This window comes from Achromobacter pulmonis, assembly GCF_902859765.1.
GTDB lineage: Bacteria > Pseudomonadota > Gammaproteobacteria > Burkholderiales > Burkholderiaceae_B > Achromobacter > Achromobacter pulmonis.
Genome location: NZ_CADIJV010000007.1, coordinates 39,404 through 59,189 on the forward strand (window position 1 = coordinate 39,404; position 19,786 = coordinate 59,189).

The following is a 19,786-nucleotide window of genomic DNA, read 5'->3' on the forward strand; positions in this document are numbered from 1 at the left end:
GCGCGGGCCCCGAGAGAAGGTGCGCGTCAAAGAATCAGGGCCCGGCAAATGCCGGGCCCCGCGGGCTTTTTCACACTCCGTTTTCATGACGGCGGCATGACAGCCGGCCAGTCTTTTCCGCGCCGGTTGCAACCCATCGCGCATCAACCGCCACTGTCCGCACCCTGCACCTGCACCACACCGTCAGGACGGTAGGACGGCACGGCCTCGCGCGGTTGCGGCGCCACGCCGGCCCCGGCCAGCGGTTCCGCGCCATAGCCCAGGATCTGCACGCTGATGACGGACGGCTGGTTCTGGCGCGCCTGCTGGCGGGCACGCTGCGCCGAGTCCTGCGCCGCGCCGGACGCGGCCGAGGAAGCCGCGCTGGCCGACGATAGCGCGCCGGTGTTGACCACCGCCGTCACCGGGATGCCCTTGCTGTCGCCCTGCACCTGGGTGTTGGCGGCATTGACCACGTGCAGCGCCGCCACGTTGACGTTGCCCGACACGCGGATGCCGGCCTCGCCCGCGTCGATAGTGCCCAGCGGCGCGACCAGGTCGACGTCGCCCGCCGGCACTTCGGCGATCGGCGCCAGCGTGGCGATGCCGGCGCCGGTGGACGGCGCCGTCGGCGCCAGGGTGACGTTGCCCAGGGCGTCGTAGACGCGCTTGGGCGGCGTGTACAACACGGTGGTCTTGGCGCCGCGGCCGGCGTTGATGTCGCCCTCGGCCGACCACGCCTGAATGTGGCCGCCAAAGGTGGTCATGATGCGGCTCTGCCCCAGCAGCACGCTGCCCAGCGCGTACAGCTGGATGTCGCCCTGCCCCTGCGTCACCACGCCCGCCGTCGCCGGCGGCGCCGCGCCTTCGATGCCCAGCACCTGCTGCCCGCCCGGCGTCAGCACCTGGATGTCGCCGCCGAACTGCGTGCGCAGGCCGGCGCCGCCATACATGGTGAAGTCGCCCTGGTACAAGCGCTGCGCGCCTTCGGCATCGGTCCGCGGGAACAGCGCCGCGATGGCGCGGCGGCCGCGCAGATAGCTGCCGCTGCGCGGACCGTCCTGATCGGTGTACTCGCGGCCGCCCTTGCGCAGTTCGGCGAAGTACAACTGGCGCGCGTAGATGCCCTGCTGTTCGGACGCCAGGGCGTCCAGGGCGGCGCGCGCGCCGTCCTCGCCGCCGTCGTAGCCTTGATGCGCGCGCAGCCAGTTGACCAGGTGCAACTCGCTTTCCTGGCGATAGTCCTGCATCAGGTCGCGGCGCTTGCGCGACGGATCGGCCGCCACCTCGGCATCCAGTTGCGCCTGGCGCTGCGCCAGTTCGGCCGGCGCGCCGGCCTCGTCGCCCTGGTAGCCATACACCTGGCGCAGCCAGCCGGCCAGCGACAGTTCGCCGGCATAGGACTGCACCACGCGGTCCGGATTGGCGCCCAGCGTCTGGCCGGCGGCCAGCGCCCGCGCCGGGTCCAGGTAGCGCGCCAGCAGGCCGGCGTAGTCCGGCCCCTGCGGGCTGACGCCCGCCAGCACCGCGATATCGGCGCCGGGGCGCGCGTCGCCGCGCACGATGGCGCCGATGCTGACGATGCTGGCCACGTCGTCCTGGCGAATGTTGCGGCCCGCCTGCACCAGCAGCGTGCCGGGGCCCGCCACCTTCAGGTCGGCCCGCACGATGTCACGGCCAGCACTCACCTGCGACAGGTCGTTGGCATTGCTGTGCAGCCCCAGCGCGCTCATCCCCAAGATGTCGCGTCCCGCCCGCACCGAGACCGGCAATGCGGCCTCGTACCAGGTCAGCACGGTGCGCATCCGCCCCTGCAAGGCATCCTCCATGATCCGCGTTTCGGCGCCGGCGCGCAGGCCGACGATATCGCCATCCACGGCATGGAAACGCGCCAGTCCCGTTCCGCCTTGGCGCGGCGAGGCATCCAATGGCGTATTGGGACCGAACGTGAACAGCGGTTTGGGCGAGTTCTGCCAGACCTTGTTGCCCTCGACCGTGGCATTGAAGATGGTCTGGTCGTTGTTCTCGCCCGCATTGACGGCCATGAAGCCGGGGCGCCACGGCGTCGGCAGCGGCGCGTCCGCACCGGAGATCGACACCGCGTGAGCGCCTGCGGCGAAGATCGAGCCGCTGGCCAGCATCGACAATTCACCGCTGGATGACGGCGCCAGCAACAGCACGTGGTTGACGTCGTCCGCCTCGCGCGTAGTGGTGGCCAGGATGATGTCCCCGCCGGCCGCCGTCACGCCCAGCCTGGCGGGGTAGACGTAGCTGATCTGCCGCCGCGCGCCGGTCCGGGTCGAGTCTTCGGTCAGCAGGTCCGTGCCCGGCTTGTAGGTATTGTTAGTGGTCAACGGCGTCACGTTGCCGCCGGCCGAGAACAGATCGATGGCCGTGGCCGGCGTCCACAGCGTGAACCAGCTTTCGGCGCCGCCGCCCTTGGACAGGCTGCCCTGGGTGTAGGGGCTGGTGTTGATCTGGCGCACGCGGCCCGGGTCCGGCGCATCGGCCAGCACCAGGTCGCCGCGCGTATCCAGCGAGGCCACCGCATCGCCCAGCAGCAGGCGCGGCCCGCCCATGGGCCGGCCGCCGGCGACCGCATACAGGTCGGTGGCCCGCAACTGCGCGCCATCGCCATGGAGCAGCGAGATGCCGCCGACGCGGCCCGCCGTCAAGGCCAGTTGCCCGCGCAGGTTGACCAGCAGCCCATTGAGGTCGACGTCTTCGAAGTTGCCGGCATAGTTGTTGCCCACGCCGGAGCGGCCATCGGATTGCTGCATCGCGCGCAGATTGGGGTTGAATGCGCCGCCGACCCGCAGGTCCATGTCGCCGCCGCCGGTCAGCACCAGGTCGCCATCCACCACCCGGCCGGTGCCGGCCACCACGGCCACCACGGCCTGGGAACGGCCCGATGCCATATTGTTGTTGAGCAACGCGTCGCCGCGCGCATCGCGCACGCCGGCATCGCGTCCGGCGCTGATGCTCAGATTGCCGCCGCCCAGGGTGCCGAAGCCGGTGAAACCCACGACCCGCGGCTGCTGGCTGTTGGTCGTGGCATTGGCCGCGTACGTGCCGAAGTTGATCCACCAGCTCGACGCGATATCGGTCACGCCCGGCATGCCCACGCTGCCCTGGCGCCACAGCCAGTTGCTGAGCGCGGCGCTGGGGTATTTGGTGTATTCGACATCCTGGGTGCCATAGCGCTGGGCGTTCATGGAATTCGCGCTCCATGCATCGCCGTAGATGTCGCGGCCCGCCGCCACGGTCAGGTTGCCGCCCTGGTCCGGGTACCAGGCGCGATAGGCGGCCAGTGCCGCGTCGTACTTGCCGTCGTGCTGGATGGAGCCCAGCACGGCGTCGTCATCGGTGGTGCCGCGCGGCAGGTTGAAGCGCGCGTCCAGCGCCGCCCCCAGCGACGATGGCGCGCCGGCCGTGTACACGCCGTAGACCGACGCCATGCCGACGTCGCGCCCGGCCAGCAGCGACAGGTCGCCGGTGCCGGTGCGCAGCACGCTGAACAGCGGCGCGCGGTCAGCGTAGCGGTAGTCGCGCGTAACGGTGGTCTCGGTGCGGCCGCCGCCTGCGCAGTAGCTGGCGTCAAAGCACACCTCGTTCTCATCCATGAACCACTCTTGCGCCAGTTTCCTGACGGAGTAGCCGACGTAGGCGGCATCGCCGAAGTACAACATCGCCCCCTCGAGCGTCAGCGTGCGCGAGGCCGCTTCGCAGTAGCCCGTGCCGTTGCAGAAGTCGTCTTCGGTCATGAAGAAACTTTCGGCAATGGCCTTGGGCGAGGTTCCCAGCAGGGACGGGTCCAATCCCAACTCGTCGATGGCGAGCTGCGTCAGCCCGCGGTCGCCGATGAAGACATTGGTGACGGTCTTGGTGCCGAAGCCCAGCCGGCCGTAGTGCGTGTCGGCCAGGATGATGTCGCCCTGCCCGTCGGCCCGGCGCGCGGCCATGTCGGCCGCCGTCAGGTCGGCGCCCGCCACCGCCATCAGGCTCCAGGCGCTGGCGCCCTCGCCCAGCATCGGCGCCAGGGCCCAGTTGCGGCCCTGCCGGCCGTCCGGGCCGACGGGACGCAGGTTGATGGGTTGATGGCCCGGCAGTTCGATGAAAGTCTGCGACGGGATCAAAGAACCGCGCGCCAGGTCCAGGCGCGCGCTGGCCTTGAGCGCCGCCGGCAGCGGCACGCCCTTGGGCCAGGTGAAGGCCTGCAGCGCCGCCTCGTTGCGCAGCGTGAAGCCCACGCCCAGGCGGGCGCCCGCGCCCAACGCCAGCGCCTCTTGCAGCACCGAGCCGGCGCGCAGCACGCGGCCGTCGGCCAGCGTCAGGTCGCCGGTCAGCACCAGGCCGGCGGGCAGCGCCAGCGGGCCGTCCAGCGTCGCCGCCATCGGCAGCACGGTGCCGGCCGGCAGCGTGGCGGCCTGCGCCGGCAGGTCGTAATTGAGCGCGCGGCCGGCCGGGAACACCGTGCCCGTTTCCAGCTGAACGCCATCGATGGGCACCACCAGGTCTTCGCCAAACGGCGTCTGGCCATTGCCCAGGAAACGCCCTTCGACCAGCTTCCAGCCGCTGTCGTCGAGGGTCTCGGGCGGCGGCGCGAAGCCGTCGTTGATGCTGCCGTGGATGGCCAGGTCGCCGCCGGCGCGCAACACCAGCTTGCCGGGCTCGCCGTAGCCGCGCAGCGCGGCCACCGCGCGGTTGGCGTTGGGGCCGTAGCGATAATTCGACAAGTCGATATCGCCCGACACCGTCAGGTTGCCATCGGGCGTGGCGCTGACGATCTCGACGCCGGGGCGCAGGTGGTACGGGCCCAGGGCCGCCAGGCGGGCAGTCAGCGCGCCATTGCCGAGCGCGGCGTTCATGTAGGCCACGCTCTCGCCGTCGATGCCGTCCAGGTAAGCCTGCGTGATCAGCTGCGGCGTCTTGCCGCTGACGTCCGGCTTGGGCGCCAGCGGCGCATCGTCGTAGCGGCGGAAGGCATTCACGGCCACGGTCTTGGCGCCCAGGATCTGCGGCGTGCCAGTGATGCTGATGGCCACGTCGTTAGCGCCGTCGCCGGAACCGGGAAGCGCGCCGCGCCCGGCGCCGCCGCCCTGGCGGCGGGCGTTCAGGTCGAGCGTGCCGAGCTGGCGGCCGCCCAGGCGGCTGGCATCGTCGGTGCCGGCGCGCAGATCGAAGCGCGCGCCAGCGTCCAGCGCCAGCGTGCCGTCGCGCGAGGTCAGTTCGACGATGGCGCGGTTGGCGGCGTCGATGACCTTGCCGTAGCTATCCAGGCGCAGGCGCGCGCCATGCGTGTCCAGCAGGCCGTTGATGCGCAGGTCGTCGCGCGCCGCCAGGCGGATGCTGCCAACCTGGCGGCCGCTGGCGTCGATGCGGCCATTGACCGTCAGGCTGCCGCCGTCGACGCTGATCTCGACCACGCGCGCGCGCACCTCGTCGCCCACCACCAGGTCGCCTTGCTTGAGCTGGAAGCGACGCGCGCCGGTGACGCCGCCCTGGTTCAGCCGTTGATTCAGGCCCGCGAAATCCGCCAGCGTCTGCGCGCGCAGGGTGATCTCGGCGCCGTCATAGGGCACTCGCGTGCCGCCGGCGTCATACTCGCCGCTGGCCCCGCCCAGCAGCGTGCCATCGAGCGCCACGCGGCCGCCCGCCGCGCCCAGCGCCACGGCCTGCATGCGGCCGCCACGCTGGTTGCGCGCCGACAGGTCGATGACCGACCCGGCAGCCTGGACGATGTTGCCGGCCACACTGTTCAGTTCGAGATCGCCGCCCCAGCTGTAGCGCACCGCGTCGTAGGCCGTGAAGGCGCGGCCCGACAGGTCGATGCGCGCACCGGCCCCCAGGGTGATGTCGTCGTCGGCCTTGACGCTCAGCTTGCCCGACGGCAGCGCCACGGTCGAGTCCAGCGTCACGCGCCGCGCCTTCAGGTCGAGCGTGGCGCCCAGCACGTCGCGCGCCGGCGCCGCGGCGCCGGTACCCGTCAACGCCAGCGCGCCGCCCGCCCGCAACGCCAGCGTCGCGCCGGCCTCGGCGGTCAGCAGCGGCGTGCGCAGCGACAGGTCGCCGCCTTGGTAGCGCCAGCCTTCGCCGGCCACGTAGCCGTCCTGCTTGTGATAGACGTGCAGGCTGCCGCTCGCCGTGCCCGTTATCATGCGGGCGGCTTCCAGGTTGACCGACGCGAAGCCCAGCGCCAGCCGGTTGGCCGGCACCAGCGTGGCCGGCACCGTGTAGGGCGCGTGTTCGAAGCGGATGACGTCGGCCGCGATGGTCAGGCTGCCGTCACCCAGGCGGTCCAGCACCGCGCCGCCCGGCGCGGCGGGGGTATCGTAGCCCAGCGGCACATTGCCGCCCTGATTGGCCATGACCGCGCCCGCCCAGATCACTTCCGGCGCACTGATGCGCGCCGTGTCGCCGGCCGCGCCGTAGCCATACACGGCCGGCGCGCCCAGCACCAGGCGCTGCAAGGCCGAGGGACCGGCCGCGGCGCGGGTGTCCAGCGTCACCGCGCCATAGACGTTGATGGACTCGGCGGCATTGAGGATCAGGCTCTCCAGCGCGGGCGCGCCCAGCGCCGTATTGCCGCGTAGCAATTGCGCCAAGGCATCCTGGTCCAGCGCCAGTCCCGGCGGCAATTGTCCCGCCGCCGCGGCCTGGGCCAGCGCCTGCGGCGAGCCCAGGTTCAGGCCGGACACGCTCAGCATCAGGTTGCGCGTGCCGTATTCCACGTTGTCGCGCAGCGTGAAGGCGCCGTTGGTGGCGGCGCCGATGGTGCCTTCGGACACCAGGCGCGTGACGCCTGCGCAAACGCCCGCGCAGGCGCCCACGTCGATGGCCACGCGTCCGCCTTCCGACGATCGCATGTTGACCAGGCCGTTCGACAGGATCAGCGCGCCGCCGGTCGAGGCACTGTAGTAATAGCCGCCACGCGCATCGCGCGGCGCCGCGCCCAAGCCGATGGTGGACAGGACGGCCCCCTGCTCCACGGTGATGCCGCCGTTGTCGGGCGCGACCAGCACGATCTCCGGGGCGTGCAGACGCGCGCCGCCGCGCACCAGCACCCGCTGGCTCTCGCCGCCCAGGCTGATCAGGCCGAGCGAATCGGCGCTGGTCGAGGCGCCAAAGGCACCGCCCAGCACCATGGCGGCGGGGCGCAACGCATTGAGCGCGTCGGCGGAGACGGCCGCGGCGGCGCCGGCCAGGGCGGGCGTCTGGCCCGGCCCCAGGATTTCCAGGCCGCCTCCCCGCACGTCCACGGCCAGGGTGCCGCCCGCGCCGGCGCTGCCCGGCGCCGCGCCGAAACGCGCCACGCCGTCGAACGACAGGGCCGGCGCGCCCTCGCGCCCCGCGCCCGGCGTCAGCTTCAGACGCAGCATGCCGGCATCGGCCAGCAGCATCGGCAAGGGCGTGCCGGTGCGCGCCGCGTTCGCCACCAGGAAGGCGTTGTACGAGGTCTCGTTGTATTGCGCATGGCGGCGCACCACGTCGCCCGGGGTCAGCAGCAACTGGCTGGCCGGGACCGAACCGGCGTTGGCGCCCGGCGTCGTCATCTGGCCCGTCGTCACCCACGACCCGCCGCGGGTGCGCGCGGCCTGCGCGGCATCGAACACGCCCGGCGCGCCAGCCTCGACGCGGAACGCGCCCGGCAACAGGGCGAAATTGGCCGGCAGCAGCGTGTAGGTGCCGGCCGGCAGCCCCGGCACGCCCGCGCTGATGGTGACGCGCTGCCCGTAGGCGGGCGTGGCGGCATCCTTGGTCGCCGGCGCATAGTCGCCGTTGAACCCGGGCACGATAGCGTAGACGGCATTGCCGGACTTGCTGAAGCCGAAGCCGGGGTTGGCATCGGCCATGGCGTACTTGAGCACGTCCACCGAGCCGCCGCGCCCGCGCACGAACGCGGCGCCGGTCAGCTCGCCGCCGCCGGACAGGTCCAGCAACGAGCCGGCCTCGGCCACGATGGTTTTCGCGTTGATCTGGATCATGCGGGTGGGGCCGCCGGCGATGTCATTGCCGCCCACGCCGCCGGCCCGGATCTCCTGCCCGCCATACAGGTACTTGATGCCGTCGGTGGTGCCGCCATAGGGCATCAGCAAGCCCAGGCCGCTGATCGAGGTGACGCTGCCGGCCAGGAAGCGCACGCTCGACGGCTTGCCCTGGGGGCCGTCGAAGATGATCGAGCCCAGCGGCGCCCGCAGCACCCCGCCCTGGATGATGTTGGGTCCGGACAGCGTCATCGAGCCAAAGGCGGAATACGGCATGGCGGGCAGATCGCCCGCGGCGCGCTGGATGGTGAGCACCGCGTCCGGATTGCTCACCAGGCCAGTCGAGAGGTAGTACTCGCCCGCGGCAAGGATGCCGCCGCCGCCGAGGATCGGATAGATCTGGGCGGCCGTGATGGTCAGGCGGTTGGGCGCGGCCATCCGCGTGGCGCTGTTGGCGTCCTGGCCCATGGAAAACCTCGCCAGGCGCAGGTCGCCGCGCAGGTTCACCTGGACATCGTCGAAACTGCTCAGGTCGCGCCGGCCGCGCAGGTCCATCATGTCGGCGTCCAGCACCAGGCGATGCCCGCGCTTGAGCCAGGTCGGCTCAACCAGCGGCACCTGCGCCACGCTGTCGGCCCCCAACGGCGGTTCGTACGTCGCGGTGTTCAGGAAAATGCGCGGCGCCGACAGACGCACCAGGCTGCCGGCCGGCGCATCCGGGCTCAGCATCAGCGCGCCCGACAGGCGCAGGCTCTGCGGCATGGCCAGCGTCAGGCCGCTGTCGGCCCGCATCGAGGCGAACAGCGCCAGGTTGCCGAAGCCGCCGGCCTCGACGCGGTCCACGCCCAGGCGGCCGACGCCATAGCGCAGGTTCCCGCCGAGTTCGCCTGGACGCAGATCGTCCGACAGCAACGAGTCGCCCTGGCGCTGCGCCAGCGTCAACACCCGTGGCGTCAGCACCTCGGCCTCGGCCAGGCTTCGCAGATAGAAGGCGGGCGCCAGCGCCACGCCCAGGGTGCCTCCCACCGCGCCCGCTCCGCCCGCCGCGGCGCGCAGGTCGCCGTCCAGGTGCAGGCTGTTGGCCGACGCCAGCACCATGCTGCCGCCGTTGTAGGCCAGCAGCGTTGCGCCGCGCCCGGGCAGGTCCACCAGCGCCTGCGATCCGGATGCGTCCAGCAGCGAGCCGGGACGCAGGATCAGGTGCCGGTCCATCGGCCGGCGCAGCGCATGCGCGTCGGCCTCCCAGTCCAGCGCGCCGCCGATCTCGATATTGCCGCCGGCCCGCGCCACGCCGTAGCGTCGGCCGTCGGTGGCCAGCGCGACGTGGCTGTCGCCGGCCACGTCCAGCACCGCGCGCTCGCCGATCCACACCGAACGGCCGTTGGCCTTGGGGGTGTAGTTCTGCTGCGAATCCACCCGCGTATCCAGGATCGAGATCAGGCCGCCCGGCGCCACCAGGCGCCCCAGCACGGTGATCTGGTCGCCGCCGACAAGGCGGATCGACTGGCCCGGATCCACCGCGACCCGCGCGCCCTCGCCGATCTCGAGCACGCCGCCCAGGGCGGCGCGGTCCGAGCGCAGCGTCAGGCTGGCGCCGCCGCGCTGGCTCAGCTTGGCGCGCTTGGGGTCTTCCGTGTAGAGCGGCGGCGCCCACAGCGCCAGGGCCTCGGCCGGGTCGGCGCCCGATACCGGCAGGGCGCCGGCTTCGCGCCGCATGCGCCATACCGGCATGGCGACGGAGATGTCGGCGCCCTCGGCGACCCGCAGGCCGCCATGGCCGTTGATGTCATAGCTGGCGAAGCCGGCCTGGAACAAGGACGGATCCAGCCGCACGGCATCGGCCGCCAGGCCGTCGGCCGGGCCGCCCAGCACAACAGTGCCGCCGCTGGCGAGGCTGAAGGCCCCGCCGCCGCTCATGCCGTAGCCGCGCACCGCGCCGGCCAGCGACACCTCGCCGCCCGACTCGGCCTGCGTGCTGACGGCGTTGGCTTCCAGCGTCACACTGCCGCCGCGTCCGCCCTGCACCGCGCCGCTGGTCAGCAGCGCCGCCCCCGACGACACATCGATGAGGCTGCCCGCCGCCAGCGCCACATCGCCGCTGCCGCGCAGCGACACGCGGCCGCCATCGATGACGGCCAAGCCGCGTTGCGCGGCCGGATCCTGTTTGAGGTTGCTCCACACGCCGCGCGTATCGAGCACGACCCCGCCCGCCACGCGCAGCGCGGCCTTGGCGCCGGCCGCCGGCGCCAGTGCGACGTCTTCGACGCGGCCGGCCTCGCCAGGCTGGCGCAGCACATTGCCGGCCTGGATCAGGCCGCCGCGGCTGACCAGGTCGGCGTTGATGTCGACGGTAGGCGCGTACAGGGTGATCTCGCCGCCCTCGGCGCTGCGCAGGGTGGCGTCCACGCTGATGCCACGGCCGGCGGCGATGCGGATGGCGCCCAGACCGAAGCCGTTCAGCCGGTCGGCATCCAGGAACAGCTTGCCTTTCAGGTCGGCGGGCAGCGCATCGGCCAGGTCCAGGCCGGCGGAACGCCCCGCCAGGTCTTTGCCCACCGCCACCTCGGCGGCCGTGCCGGTGGCGCCCAGTTGGTAGCGCAGGAAATTGCCGGCGGTGTCGTAGTACGGCTTGTAGCTGCCCACCACGAACTGCGCCGCGCGCGCCGCGTTGCGGTGCGACTGGTTGTAGCCGTCCTGGCCGGCCACCGGTGCGCGCGTCTGGCGGTCGCCCTGGTAGGTGTCGCTGATCAGGTCGCCATCCAGCACCGCGTTGCGGGTCGAGACCACCAGCGTGCCGGCGTCGCGGCCCACGGTGTAGCCCGACTCGTAACGCGTCGGCGGCGCGAGCAGCGGGTTGTAGAAGCGCCGCGTGGCGTTCTCGCCCCAGCGTCGCGACACGGACTCGTAGCCCCGGTACAGGCCACTGTAGAGCAGGTCGCCCGGAGCGCGGTCGGCCAGGTACAGGCGGCCGTCCTCGCCGCGCAACCAGCTCTGGCGAATCTGGCCGCTCTGCACGTCGAGCGTGCCGCCCGACAGATTGATGGCCGAGCCGGCCTGCGTGACCACCTCGGCGCCATCGAAGCGCACCACCCCGCCCTGCGCCAGCCAGTGGCTCACCGGCACGCCCAGCGTGCCCAGGTAGCCGCCCACTTCCAGTAGCCCGCCGGCCGTGTACCAGCGGTCGGTGTCGTTGCCGCCGCTGCCGGCGGCCAGGCGCACCAGGTCGCGGCGGTCGAGCCACACCTCGCTGTTGTTCAGCAGCTTGCTGTCGCGGTTGACGGGGGCGTCGCGCTGTTCGTTGCCCTGCAGGTTGATCTTGAGGTTGTTGGACTCCATCGACACGATCACGCCGACCGCGCCGCCCACGTCGATGCGCGCGCCGTCGCGCACCAGCGCGCGCCCATCGGCCTTGACCGCCACCTGGCCGCCGGTGGCCAGCGACAGCGAGCCACCCTGAAAATCCACCGTGCCCTGGCTGCTGATGCGCAGCAGCGACAGGTCGCGGCGGAATTCGTCGCCGGTGACCAGCGCGGTATTGCCGCTCACGGCCGGTTGCAGCAGGCTGCCGCGCTGGCCGTCCAGCGCGGTCGCCAGGCCGGCGTCCACCAGGATGGCGCTGACGGCGCGCTCGGCCAGCGTCACGGCGGCCCCGTTGCCGCGCGCGTCCAGATGGATAGTGCCGCGCGCGTCGACCGAAGTGGTCGACACCACCACGCCGGCCTGCTCCACGCGCTGGGCGGTAAGGGTGACGTCGCCTTGCGGCGCCTGGATGAGGCCGGTGTTGCGCGCCAGCCCGGCGCCGGCCACCTGCACCTCGTTGCCGCGGGTGGTAGACGCGATGTTGCTGTCCGATCCCTGGCCGCGGCGGATGATGAAATTGTCGCCGGCAGCCAGCAGCGCCTGGCCCTGCGGCGTGCTGATCTCGCCGGCATTGAGCACGTCCTTGCCCGCCAGCAGCACGTAGCCACCGCCGCGCGTGGCGCTGCCGGGCGCGGCGGTGGCCAGGCGCGCGCCGGGCTGCACCTCGATCTTGCCGAGCGCGTCCTGGAAAGTGGCGATCTTCCCGTCGGCGTCGGCGTAGATGCCGCGCTCGCGGAACTGCGCATCGCTCATGGTGGCGGCCGCGACCACCAGGTTGCGCGCGTTCACCTGGCTGGTGCCGCTGAAGATCACCCCGTTCTGGTTCACCACCAGCACCGTGCCGTCGGCCTGGATCGCGCCCTGGATCTGGCTGGGCCGGGCCGATGCGCCCACCACCCGGTTCAGCACCGCGTCGTCGGCCTTCTGCTGGAACCGCAGCGTGGTGTTGCGGCCCACGTTGAACGTGTCCCAGTTCAGAATCGCCCGCGACTGCGTCTGCTCGATCGTCACCAGCTGACGCCCGCCCTCGGTGCCGGTGCGCGGCTTGTTGGCGCCCTCCCACTTGGCCTGCGCGCCCTCGGCGATCCACAGCCCGCCCTGCGCCAATCCGTCCGGCAGGGCGGTGCCGTTGGCCGCCGCGGCCGCTCGCGCCGCCGCCTGCGCCGCCTGCTGCGCGGCCACCGCCGCCGCAGTGCGGTTCAGGTTGTCCAGCGAACGTTGCAGTTGCTGGCGCGATTGCGCCTGCTGGCGGGCGCTATTGCCGATTCCCGCCAGGCTGCCGTCGGGCATGCGGCCGGTTCGTTGCGCGGTGGACTGCACCGCGTTCTTGTCGGCGAACCAGCCCGGGCTGAAGGCGCGCGCCTGGGCCTGCGCTGCGCCGCTCCAGCCGCCCGAGATCAGCAGCAGCGCCAACGCCTGGGCGACCGGCGCCAGACGCCAGGCGGGACGGCGCGAGCGACGCGGGGAACTGCGGGAGACAAGAGCGTGATTACGGCTGGGCATGACGGCTTTTCCTTGGTGGAATCGGATCTGGCATCTGCAGCGCCGGGGCCGGTTCGCCGGGAAAAAGCGGCGACGCGGACCGGGCAGTTCTGCGCATGGGTGCCTAGACCGCTTCAAGCGTCATCGACTGCGCCTTTTCACAAAAAATTCATATTCCAGGTTTTGGGACGCGGCGTTATCCGGCCGGACGGCGGGCGCTTCAGCTCAGCAGCACGATGCCGCCAGGCAGCGACGTGACCTGGGCGCCGTACACGTCGCGGATCAGCAGCGCAGCGTCGGCCAACTGGTCCAACGAGAAACGCGCCTGCACCAGGCTGCCCGCCAGACGGTCGCCCACCAGCACGATGCGGCCAGGCCGATAGCGGTTGATCTCGTCGACCACCTGCGCCAGCGGCACGTTATTGAATTCCAGCACGCCACGGCGCCAGGCCGTGACCTGGTCAGGGTCCACCCGCCGCGGCCCGCTGGCGCCGCCAGCGCCCAGCACCACCTGCTGCGCCGCTGTCAATTCCACCGATTCCTGCCGCAAGGTGACGCGGGCGCTGCCTTCCAGGCAGGTTACGCGTACCTGGCTGTCGGTGTAGCGCACGTTGACACACCCCGACGCGGTGTTGACCTGGCCGGCGCCCGCCGTCAGGCTGACGGGCTGTCCGGCCGTCACCAGTTCAACCTCGCCGGCCAGCAGATCAATCTGCTGCGCCTGGCCGCTGCGCGACAGGTTGATGCGGGTCTGAGTATTCAGTTGCACACTGGCATCGCCGGCCAGCGCCACGCGGCGCTGCTCGCCGGTGCCGCTGCGCACATCGGCGGTCAGTTCATCGACCGCCGGCCACAGGCCCAGCGGCGGCTTGAACGCCAGCCACGCGCCGCAGGCCGCCACCGCGCCGCCCAGGAAGGCTCGCCGCGCCGGCCGAGCGGTCCGGGCGCGGCGCGCCTGCGCGGCCTGAGCCTGCCGCGCGGCCGGCGCCAATTGCTGCCAGGCATGGCGCGTTTCCTTGAAGATGCGCGCATGCTCGACGCTTTGCCCGCACCAGCGGCGGAAGGCCTCGCCATCGGCCACGCTGGCCTGGCCCGAGGCCAAGCGCAAGACCCACGCCTGGGCCTCGCGCTTGAGCGCGGCCGCGGGGTCGCCACCGGGGCGGAAGCGTCTGAACAGGGTCGTCATATAGCTAAGACGTTTCCCGGGCCCGGGGACCGTAGCGCTGGACATATTTTTTTTCCAATTTCCCGCAGCAGTGCTCCAGCCCCGCGCGCAATTCCTTTTCCACGGTCCGCAGCGAAATGCCGAAGCGCTCGGCGATTTCGCGGTGCGGCACCTCATCGACCCGCGCCGCGATCACGATCGCCTGGCGCCGCCGCGGCAGTTCGGCCAGCGCCGCCTCCAGTGCCTCGATCTGCTGGCGCCCTTCGGCCACCTGAGCCGGGCCGGCGGCCTCGTCGGCCATGTCATACAGTTCATCGATCTCGGCCATCGACAGGATGCGGGCATTGGCGCGGCGTTGGTCCTCGGCGATGTTCGCGGCGATCTTGAACAGATAGGCGGCCGGATACTCCACAGGCGCGGTCTCGGCCAGGCTGTCGACCCGCAGCCAGGCTTCCTGCATGGCGTCGTTGGCCAGGTCTTCCGACCCCAGCCGGATGCGCAGACGCTTGCGGAATTCCTGGTACTTGGCCAGGAACAAGTTGCGCAGGGCGTCGCCGGTCATGGACATGCGCGTCAACCCGCCGCGCCGGCCAGACGGCAATCGGCGCCCGGATTCGGGCGCGGCGCCAGCACGATGGTCACGGGCTGCGGCAGGTCGGCCGGCGGCGGCGTGTCCATGATCAATCCCGACAACACGCCGGCCAACGCCTCGTCGCGGCGCACATCGCCGGTGCCCGACAGCACGCGCGCCTGGCGCACCACGCCGTTGCGGCCGATCCACAAGTGCAGCGAGGCGCGGTAGCGGCCGAACTGCGCGCCGGTCCACTGACACAGCGCGCGCGTCAGGGTGTTCTGCAATACGCCGGCATAGCGCGTCACCGCCGTAGGCGCCGGCGCCACGGCGGCCGCGCGCGACGCGGCCGCCTCCACCAGGGTGAACGCTGACGTGCTGGTGTAGCGGGCCTGCAGGCCGGTGCCCGTCAGCAATTGGCGCAACGCCTCGCGCGGCGCCAGCCGGCCACGCACCGCGCTGGCCTGGCGGCCGGCAGTCAGGCGGCTGGTTACCAGCACCGCCATGCCCGTGGCCTGGGTGTAGGCGGCCAGGGCCGCATCCAGCGGCTGCGCGGCGATGTCGAACGGCATCAACGCCGTGTCCGCCGCCCGCTGCTGAGCCAGCGCGGCTGGCGGCAGCACCGACAGGCCGAACGCGAACCAGCAGGCGAACGCCCAAGCGGCCCCAGGCGCCTGCGTGACTGTCATAACACCCCGATGTCTCTAAAATGGCGTGGCCACAGCATGCCGGCGAGGGGCCGGACGCAGGGCGGAAGCGGCATGGTAGCGGCCGCATGTGACGGTCGGGTGACGCGCTCGTGACGGTAGCGGCCCCTTTGCCGGCAAACCTCACGAACGCGTCACTGGCCGCCGTAGAGCGTGACATCGCCCTCGTAGGCCCCGGGTGTCGTGCCGGGGAACAGCGCGGCGATGGCCTGGCGGCCAGGTAGCTGCCGTGACGCGGACTGGACTTTTCGTTGTATTCCCGGCCGCCGGCGCGCAGTTCGGCGGAAATAAACCTGGCGCGCGAACAGGCTGCGCTGCTCGGACGGAAAGGCACCATGCCAGGGCGCGTGCATGACGCAATCGCGACACGCCACATCCGCGCCACGCCAGACCGCCATGCAATCGTCACCTGTGCGGCGCGATTCGTCCCTATACTGGTGACATGGCGGCCCCGGGCCACCGGACCCGTTCAAAGGAACCCGCATGCGCACACACAGCCCCTCCGCGCGCCGCGCCTGCCTGCTGATACTGGTGGCGCCGGCGGTAACGCCCCTGACGGCGGGCGCCCAGACGACGCCCACGCCAGTCCCCCAGGCCGCCTCGCCGGCGGCCAGGGCCGCGCCCGGCGGTGCCTGCATCGACACCGAGGTCAACGGCTACCGCGCCCTGTCGTACGACTGCCTCAATCAGAAAATGGCGCCCGACACCACGCCCAAGCCGCCGCCCACGCTGGGCTCCGAGGCCATCACGCAGCGGCCGCCCAACCAGATGGGCCTGCCCACGCCCGCCACCATCGGCAACCGCATGGGCAACACCTTCGGCACCTCGGCCTATCCGCAGCGGCCAACGCCGTGACGGCCATCCACCCTTTCCGCGGCCGGCGGCGACCGGCAGGCCTCAGGCCGTGCGGCTGATGAAGTAGATCTTCTTGACGAACTGGTCCACTTCCCAGCGACCGGTATAGCCCTCGGGCATGACGAAGGCCTCGCCCACGGTCAGTTCGTGCACGGTGCCGTCCGGATCGACCAGGCGCGCCGCGCCCTCGACGATGTAGCCGAACTCGATGTAGCCGGTGGTATTGGACTGGAAACTGCCGGCCGTGCTTTCCCATACGCCGGCCTCGGCGCGGCCGCCATTGCCTTCGAACGCGGTCACGGTGCGGAACGCCGCGTCGCCCGACAGGGGACGCCTGGGCTTGCCGGGCACGGGGTTCTTCATGGGGCCGGCGTCGATGCGGACCAGCCGCGATTGATCATGCTTCACTGCGCTTTCCTTGGAATCAATGCGCCGCCACCACCAGCACCTCGGCCGCGCCGCGGCTGACCGTGCGCATGCGATGCGGCAGTTCGGAATCGAAATAGAGGGAATCGCCCGTTTCCAGGCGGAACGCGCGTTCGCCGACCTGGACCTCGATGGCCCCTTTGAGCACCAGCAGGAATTCCTCGCCGGGATGCGGGAACACCGCCGCCGCGTCGGGAAACTCGCGCGGCGGGTGCACGACGAAGGGTTCCATGGCCTTGACCTTGCGGCGCCCGGCCAGCGATTCGTAATGGTATTCGCTGCCCAGGCCGCGGCGCTGCAGCACCTCGCGGTCGGCCACCCGCACCAGGCTCACCACCTCGTCCTGCGCCGCGCCGTCGCCGCCCACCAGCTGCGACACGCCCACGCCATAGGCTTCGGCCAACCGCAGCACGGTGGAAATCGACGGCTCGCTCAGGCCGCGCTCCAGCTTGGACAGATAGCTCTTGGTCAGGCCCGTGCGCTCGCCCAGCTGTTCCAGGGACAGGGATTGCTGGCGGCGCAGCGTGCGCAGGCGGTGAGGCAGGTCGATCATGGGCGGGCAAATGGCGAAAACGACCGCTAAGCATGCCCGAAACCCGTCCAACCGTCGAGTCGCTCAGCGCCCCGCCCCACCTGGGTAGCCGCCCCGGCGCCAGCGTGCCGCCGGGGCGGCTACGCGCCCAGCACGTCGGGGTGCTGGCGCAGCGCCCGCCGCGCGTAGTACGAAAATCCCACCTGTGAACGCTTGGGCGTCAGGATCCAGTCGTGCGCCTCGCGCCCCAGTGCCGGCGGAATCGGCTGGATGGCGCCGGCCGCCATCGCCAGCAACTGCATGCGCGCGGCGCGCTCGAACTGCAGCGCCAGCACGCAGGCCTCTTCCACCGTGCCCGCGGCCACCAGCATGCCGTGATGCGACAGCAGGATGGCGCGCTTGTCGCCCAGCGCCGCCGAGATGATCTCGCCTTCCTCGTTGCCCACCGGCACGCCGGGCCAATCCTTCAGGAAGGCCACGTCGCCGTAGAGCGGACAGTTGTCCATGTGCGAGACCTCCAGCGGCACCTCCAGCATCGACAGCGAGGCCGCGTGCAGCGGGTGCGTGTGGATGATGCAGTTGACGTCCGGCCGCGCCCGGTAGATCCAGGAATGGAAGCGGTTGGCCGGATTGGGCATGCCGCCGCCCTCCTGCACCCGCAGGTCCTCGTCCACCAGCAGCAGGTTGCCGGCCGTGATCTCGTCAAAACCCAGGCCCAGCCTCTGGGTGTAGTAGCGGTCCGGCTCCGGCGCGCGCGCCGTGATCTGGCCGGCCAGGCCCGAATCATGTCCGCCGTCGAACAAAATGCGGCAGGTCAGCGCCAGGCGCTCGCGCAGGGTCCAGTCGGGCGTATCGAACTGGCGCTGCATCTCGGCCTGCGCCCGCGCGATCAGTTCATCCTTGCCCAGGTGCATCGTATCGGCCATGCTTGACTCCTTGCTATGCCGTTTCCAACAACGGCGTGAAACCCGGCAGGGCGCGCATGCGCGCCAGCCAGGCGTTGAGGTGGCGCAGGGCGGACAGGTCGTAGCCGCCCTGCTCCGCCATGCTGGTGTAGGGATACAGCGCGATGTCGGCAATGGTGGCGGACTCGCCCACCAGGAAGGCGCGGCCCGCCAGATGCGCATCCATCCACGCCGCCGCGCGCATGCCGGCGCGGCGCCATTCGACCATCGCCGGCTCATCCACCTGCGCCGTGCCGCGCAGGTGGATCAGCAACCGCGGCTGCGCGAAGGCATGCATGTGCTGGGTCTGTTCGAAGCTCAGCCAACTGGCCACCTGCGCCTGCGCCAGGCGCCCCTCCGGCAGCCACGGCGTGCCGCGCCCCAGGTACCACAGGATGGCCTGCGACTCCGCCAGCCACACGCCTTCGGGCGTGCGCAGCGCCGGCACCTGGCGCCACGGGTTGATGCGGCCGAATTCCTCGGTCTCCAGATCGCCCTGCACGATGTCGAAGGTGCGGCGCGTCAGCGCCAGCCCCATATAGCCGCAGGCCAGCCGGATCTTCCAGGCATTGCCTGAGCGCAACGTGTCCGCCAGTTCCAGCGGCTGCCCCGCCAGCGGATGAGTCATCATGATCAATCCATCCTGATGTCGGCGCGCTTGACGATCCCGGCCCACTTCTTCTTTTCGGCCGCGATGAAGCGCTGGTATTCATCGGGCGCGCCGCTATAGAGCTGCGTGCCCTGCGCCGCCAGGCGCGCCTTCAAATCGGGCGAGGCCAAGGTCCGGCGCAGCGCCGCATTGAGCTTCTCCAGCACCGCCGGCGGTGTGCCGGCCGGCGCGAAGAAAGCATTCCAGGAACTGATCTGCAGCCCCGCGTCGCCAGCCTCCGCCGCGGTCGGCACCTGCGGCGCCGACGGCAAACGCTGGTCTGCCGCCACCGCCAGCGCGCGCAGCTTGCCCGAGGCCACGTGCGGCATGATCACCGGACTGGCATCCATCACCACGTCCACCTGCCCGCCGATAGCCGCGTTGACCGCCTCGCTGCCGCTCTTGAACGGCACGTGCACGATGTCCACGCCCGCCGTCATCTTAAGCAGCTCCAGCCCCAGATGCGGCGAACTGGCCGTGCCCGCCGAACCGAAATTCAGCTTGGCCGGATGCGCCTTGGCGTACGCCACGAAGTCGGCGAAATTGGCCGCCGGCAGGTCGCCGCGCACCGCCAGCAGATAGGGCGAGCCGGACACCAGGCCGACCGGCGCGAACGTGTCGGGGTCATAGCTGAGCTTGGCGTAGATCAGCGGATTCACCACCTGGGTGCCGACCGTGCCCATGAAGATCGTATACCCGTCGGCCGGCGCCGTCGCCGCCACCTGCGCCGCGATCACGCCGCCCGCGCCAGGCCGGTTCTCCACCACCACGCTCTGGCCGAGCGCATCGCCCATGCCTTTGCCGACCTGGCGCGCCACGATGTCGGTGATGCCGCCGGCGCCGAACGGCACCACCAGCCGGATCGGATGATCCGGAAAAGCGGCCTGCGCGCCGCTGCTTGCGGCCAGCGCCAAGGCGGCGGCCATGATCATGCGTTTCATAGGATTCCCCTTGTGTCCGCCGCTGAATCGCGGTTATGACACAAAGTGTCCTATAGAGCATTGATTTTCCGCAAGGGAAATGTGATTGGGGGAATCCCTGAGCAGCGGGAATAACGTTCGCCTTTCGCGCTGAAAGTTGGAAATCGTCAGCGTCGGAGGCGGCGTGCTTTGCTTTTTATGGAAGGCCCGA

At 71.2% G+C, this 19,786-nt stretch carries 11 protein-coding genes; 1 reads left to right on the top strand and 10 read right to left on the bottom strand.

Annotated features, from left to right (window positions below; translation table 11 throughout):
- Positions 1–143 precede the first annotated feature (143 nt).
- The 5 genes from HV701_RS08460 to HV701_RS08480 all read right to left on the bottom strand — a co-directional run bounded on the left by HV701_RS08460 (position 144) and on the right by HV701_RS08480 (position 15,602).
- On the bottom strand, positions 144–12,827 hold the full coding sequence (locus HV701_RS08460) for a filamentous haemagglutinin family protein (protein WP_175132622.1): 12,684 nt from the start codon (positions 12,825–12,827) through the stop codon (positions 144–146).
- 199 nt (positions 12,828–13,026) lie between these two features.
- On the bottom strand, positions 13,027–13,992 hold the full coding sequence (locus HV701_RS08465; RefSeq protein WP_175132623.1) for a FecR family protein: 966 nt from the start codon (positions 13,990–13,992) through the stop codon (positions 13,027–13,029).
- A 4-nt stretch (positions 13,993–13,996) separates the two neighbouring features.
- On the bottom strand, positions 13,997–14,533 hold the full coding sequence (locus HV701_RS08470; protein WP_236756221.1) for an RNA polymerase sigma factor: 537 nt from the start codon (positions 14,531–14,533) through the stop codon (positions 13,997–13,999).
- Between the two features lie 11 nt (positions 14,534–14,544).
- A complete protein-coding gene (locus tag HV701_RS08475) occupies positions 14,545–15,231 on the bottom strand; it encodes an STN domain-containing protein (protein ID WP_175132625.1) in 687 nt (228 codons plus the stop codon).
- 152 nt (positions 15,232–15,383) lie between these two features.
- Positions 15,384–15,602, bottom strand: a complete 219-nt coding sequence (locus HV701_RS08480; RefSeq protein WP_175132626.1) for a hypothetical protein — start codon at positions 15,600–15,602, stop codon at positions 15,384–15,386.
- Between the two features lie 130 nt (positions 15,603–15,732).
- On the opposite strand from HV701_RS08480, the gene HV701_RS08485 reads away from it, so the two are divergent.
- Positions 15,733–16,104 (top strand): hypothetical protein, encoded by a 372-nt coding sequence (locus HV701_RS08485; protein WP_175132627.1) that lies wholly within the window; start codon positions 15,733–15,735, stop codon positions 16,102–16,104.
- Between the two features lie 42 nt (positions 16,105–16,146).
- Here the strand turns inward: HV701_RS08485 and HV701_RS08490 are convergent, their stop codons facing one another.
- The 5 genes from HV701_RS08490 to HV701_RS08510 form a co-directional block, all read right to left on the bottom strand.
- The gene (locus HV701_RS08490) at positions 16,147–16,512 is read right to left on the bottom strand and encodes a cupin domain-containing protein (RefSeq protein WP_175132628.1); all 366 of its coding nucleotides are present in this window, start codon (positions 16,510–16,512) and stop codon (positions 16,147–16,149) included.
- Positions 16,513–16,528: 16 nt separating this feature from the next.
- The gene (locus HV701_RS08495) at positions 16,529–17,083 is read right to left on the bottom strand and encodes a helix-turn-helix domain-containing protein (RefSeq protein ID WP_175132629.1); all 555 of its coding nucleotides are present in this window, start codon (positions 17,081–17,083) and stop codon (positions 16,529–16,531) included.
- Between the two features lie 119 nt (positions 17,084–17,202).
- Positions 17,203–17,988 carry an aldolase gene (locus HV701_RS08500; RefSeq protein ID WP_175132630.1) on the bottom strand — a complete coding sequence of 262 codons (786 nt, stop codon included), beginning with the start codon at positions 17,986–17,988 and terminating at the stop codon, positions 17,203–17,205.
- A gap of 13 nt (positions 17,989–18,001) precedes the next feature.
- Positions 18,002–18,637, bottom strand: coding sequence for a glutathione S-transferase family protein (locus tag HV701_RS08505; protein WP_175132631.1), 636 nt, complete (start codon positions 18,635–18,637; stop codon positions 18,002–18,004).
- Between the two features lie 2 nt (positions 18,638–18,639).
- On the bottom strand, positions 18,640–19,596 hold the full coding sequence (locus HV701_RS08510; protein WP_175132632.1) for a Bug family tripartite tricarboxylate transporter substrate binding protein: 957 nt from the start codon (positions 19,594–19,596) through the stop codon (positions 18,640–18,642).
- Positions 19,597–19,786: the final 190 nt, after the last annotated feature.

Excerpts from the sequence above, each read along its gene's own strand:
- HV701_RS08460 (WP_175132622.1), bottom strand. The coding sequence starts at position 12,827 with ATGCCCAGCCGTAATCACGCTCTTGTCTCCCGCAGTTCCCCGCGTCGC.
- HV701_RS08465 (WP_175132623.1), bottom strand. The coding sequence starts at position 13,992 with ATGACGACCCTGTTCAGACGCTTCCGCCCCGGTGGCGACCCCGCGGCC.
- HV701_RS08470 (WP_236756221.1), bottom strand. The coding sequence starts at position 14,533 with ATGACCGGCGACGCCCTGCGCAACTTGTTCCTGGCCAAGTACCAGGAA.
- HV701_RS08475 (WP_175132625.1), bottom strand. The coding sequence starts at position 15,231 with ATGACAGTCACGCAGGCGCCTGGGGCCGCTTGGGCGTTCGCCTGCTGG.
- HV701_RS08480 (WP_175132626.1), bottom strand. The coding sequence starts at position 15,602 with ATGCACGCGCCCTGGCATGGTGCCTTTCCGTCCGAGCAGCGCAGCCTG.
- HV701_RS08485 (WP_175132627.1), top strand. The coding sequence starts at position 15,733 with ATGCGCACACACAGCCCCTCCGCGCGCCGCGCCTGCCTGCTGATACTG.
- HV701_RS08495 (WP_175132629.1), bottom strand. The coding sequence starts at position 17,083 with ATGATCGACCTGCCTCACCGCCTGCGCACGCTGCGCCGCCAGCAATCC.
- HV701_RS08500 (WP_175132630.1), bottom strand. The coding sequence starts at position 17,988 with ATGGCCGATACGATGCACCTGGGCAAGGATGAACTGATCGCGCGGGCG.
- HV701_RS08505 (WP_175132631.1), bottom strand. The coding sequence starts at position 18,637 with ATGATGACTCATCCGCTGGCGGGGCAGCCGCTGGAACTGGCGGACACG.
- HV701_RS08510 (WP_175132632.1), bottom strand. The coding sequence starts at position 19,596 with ATGAAACGCATGATCATGGCCGCCGCCTTGGCGCTGGCCGCAAGCAGC.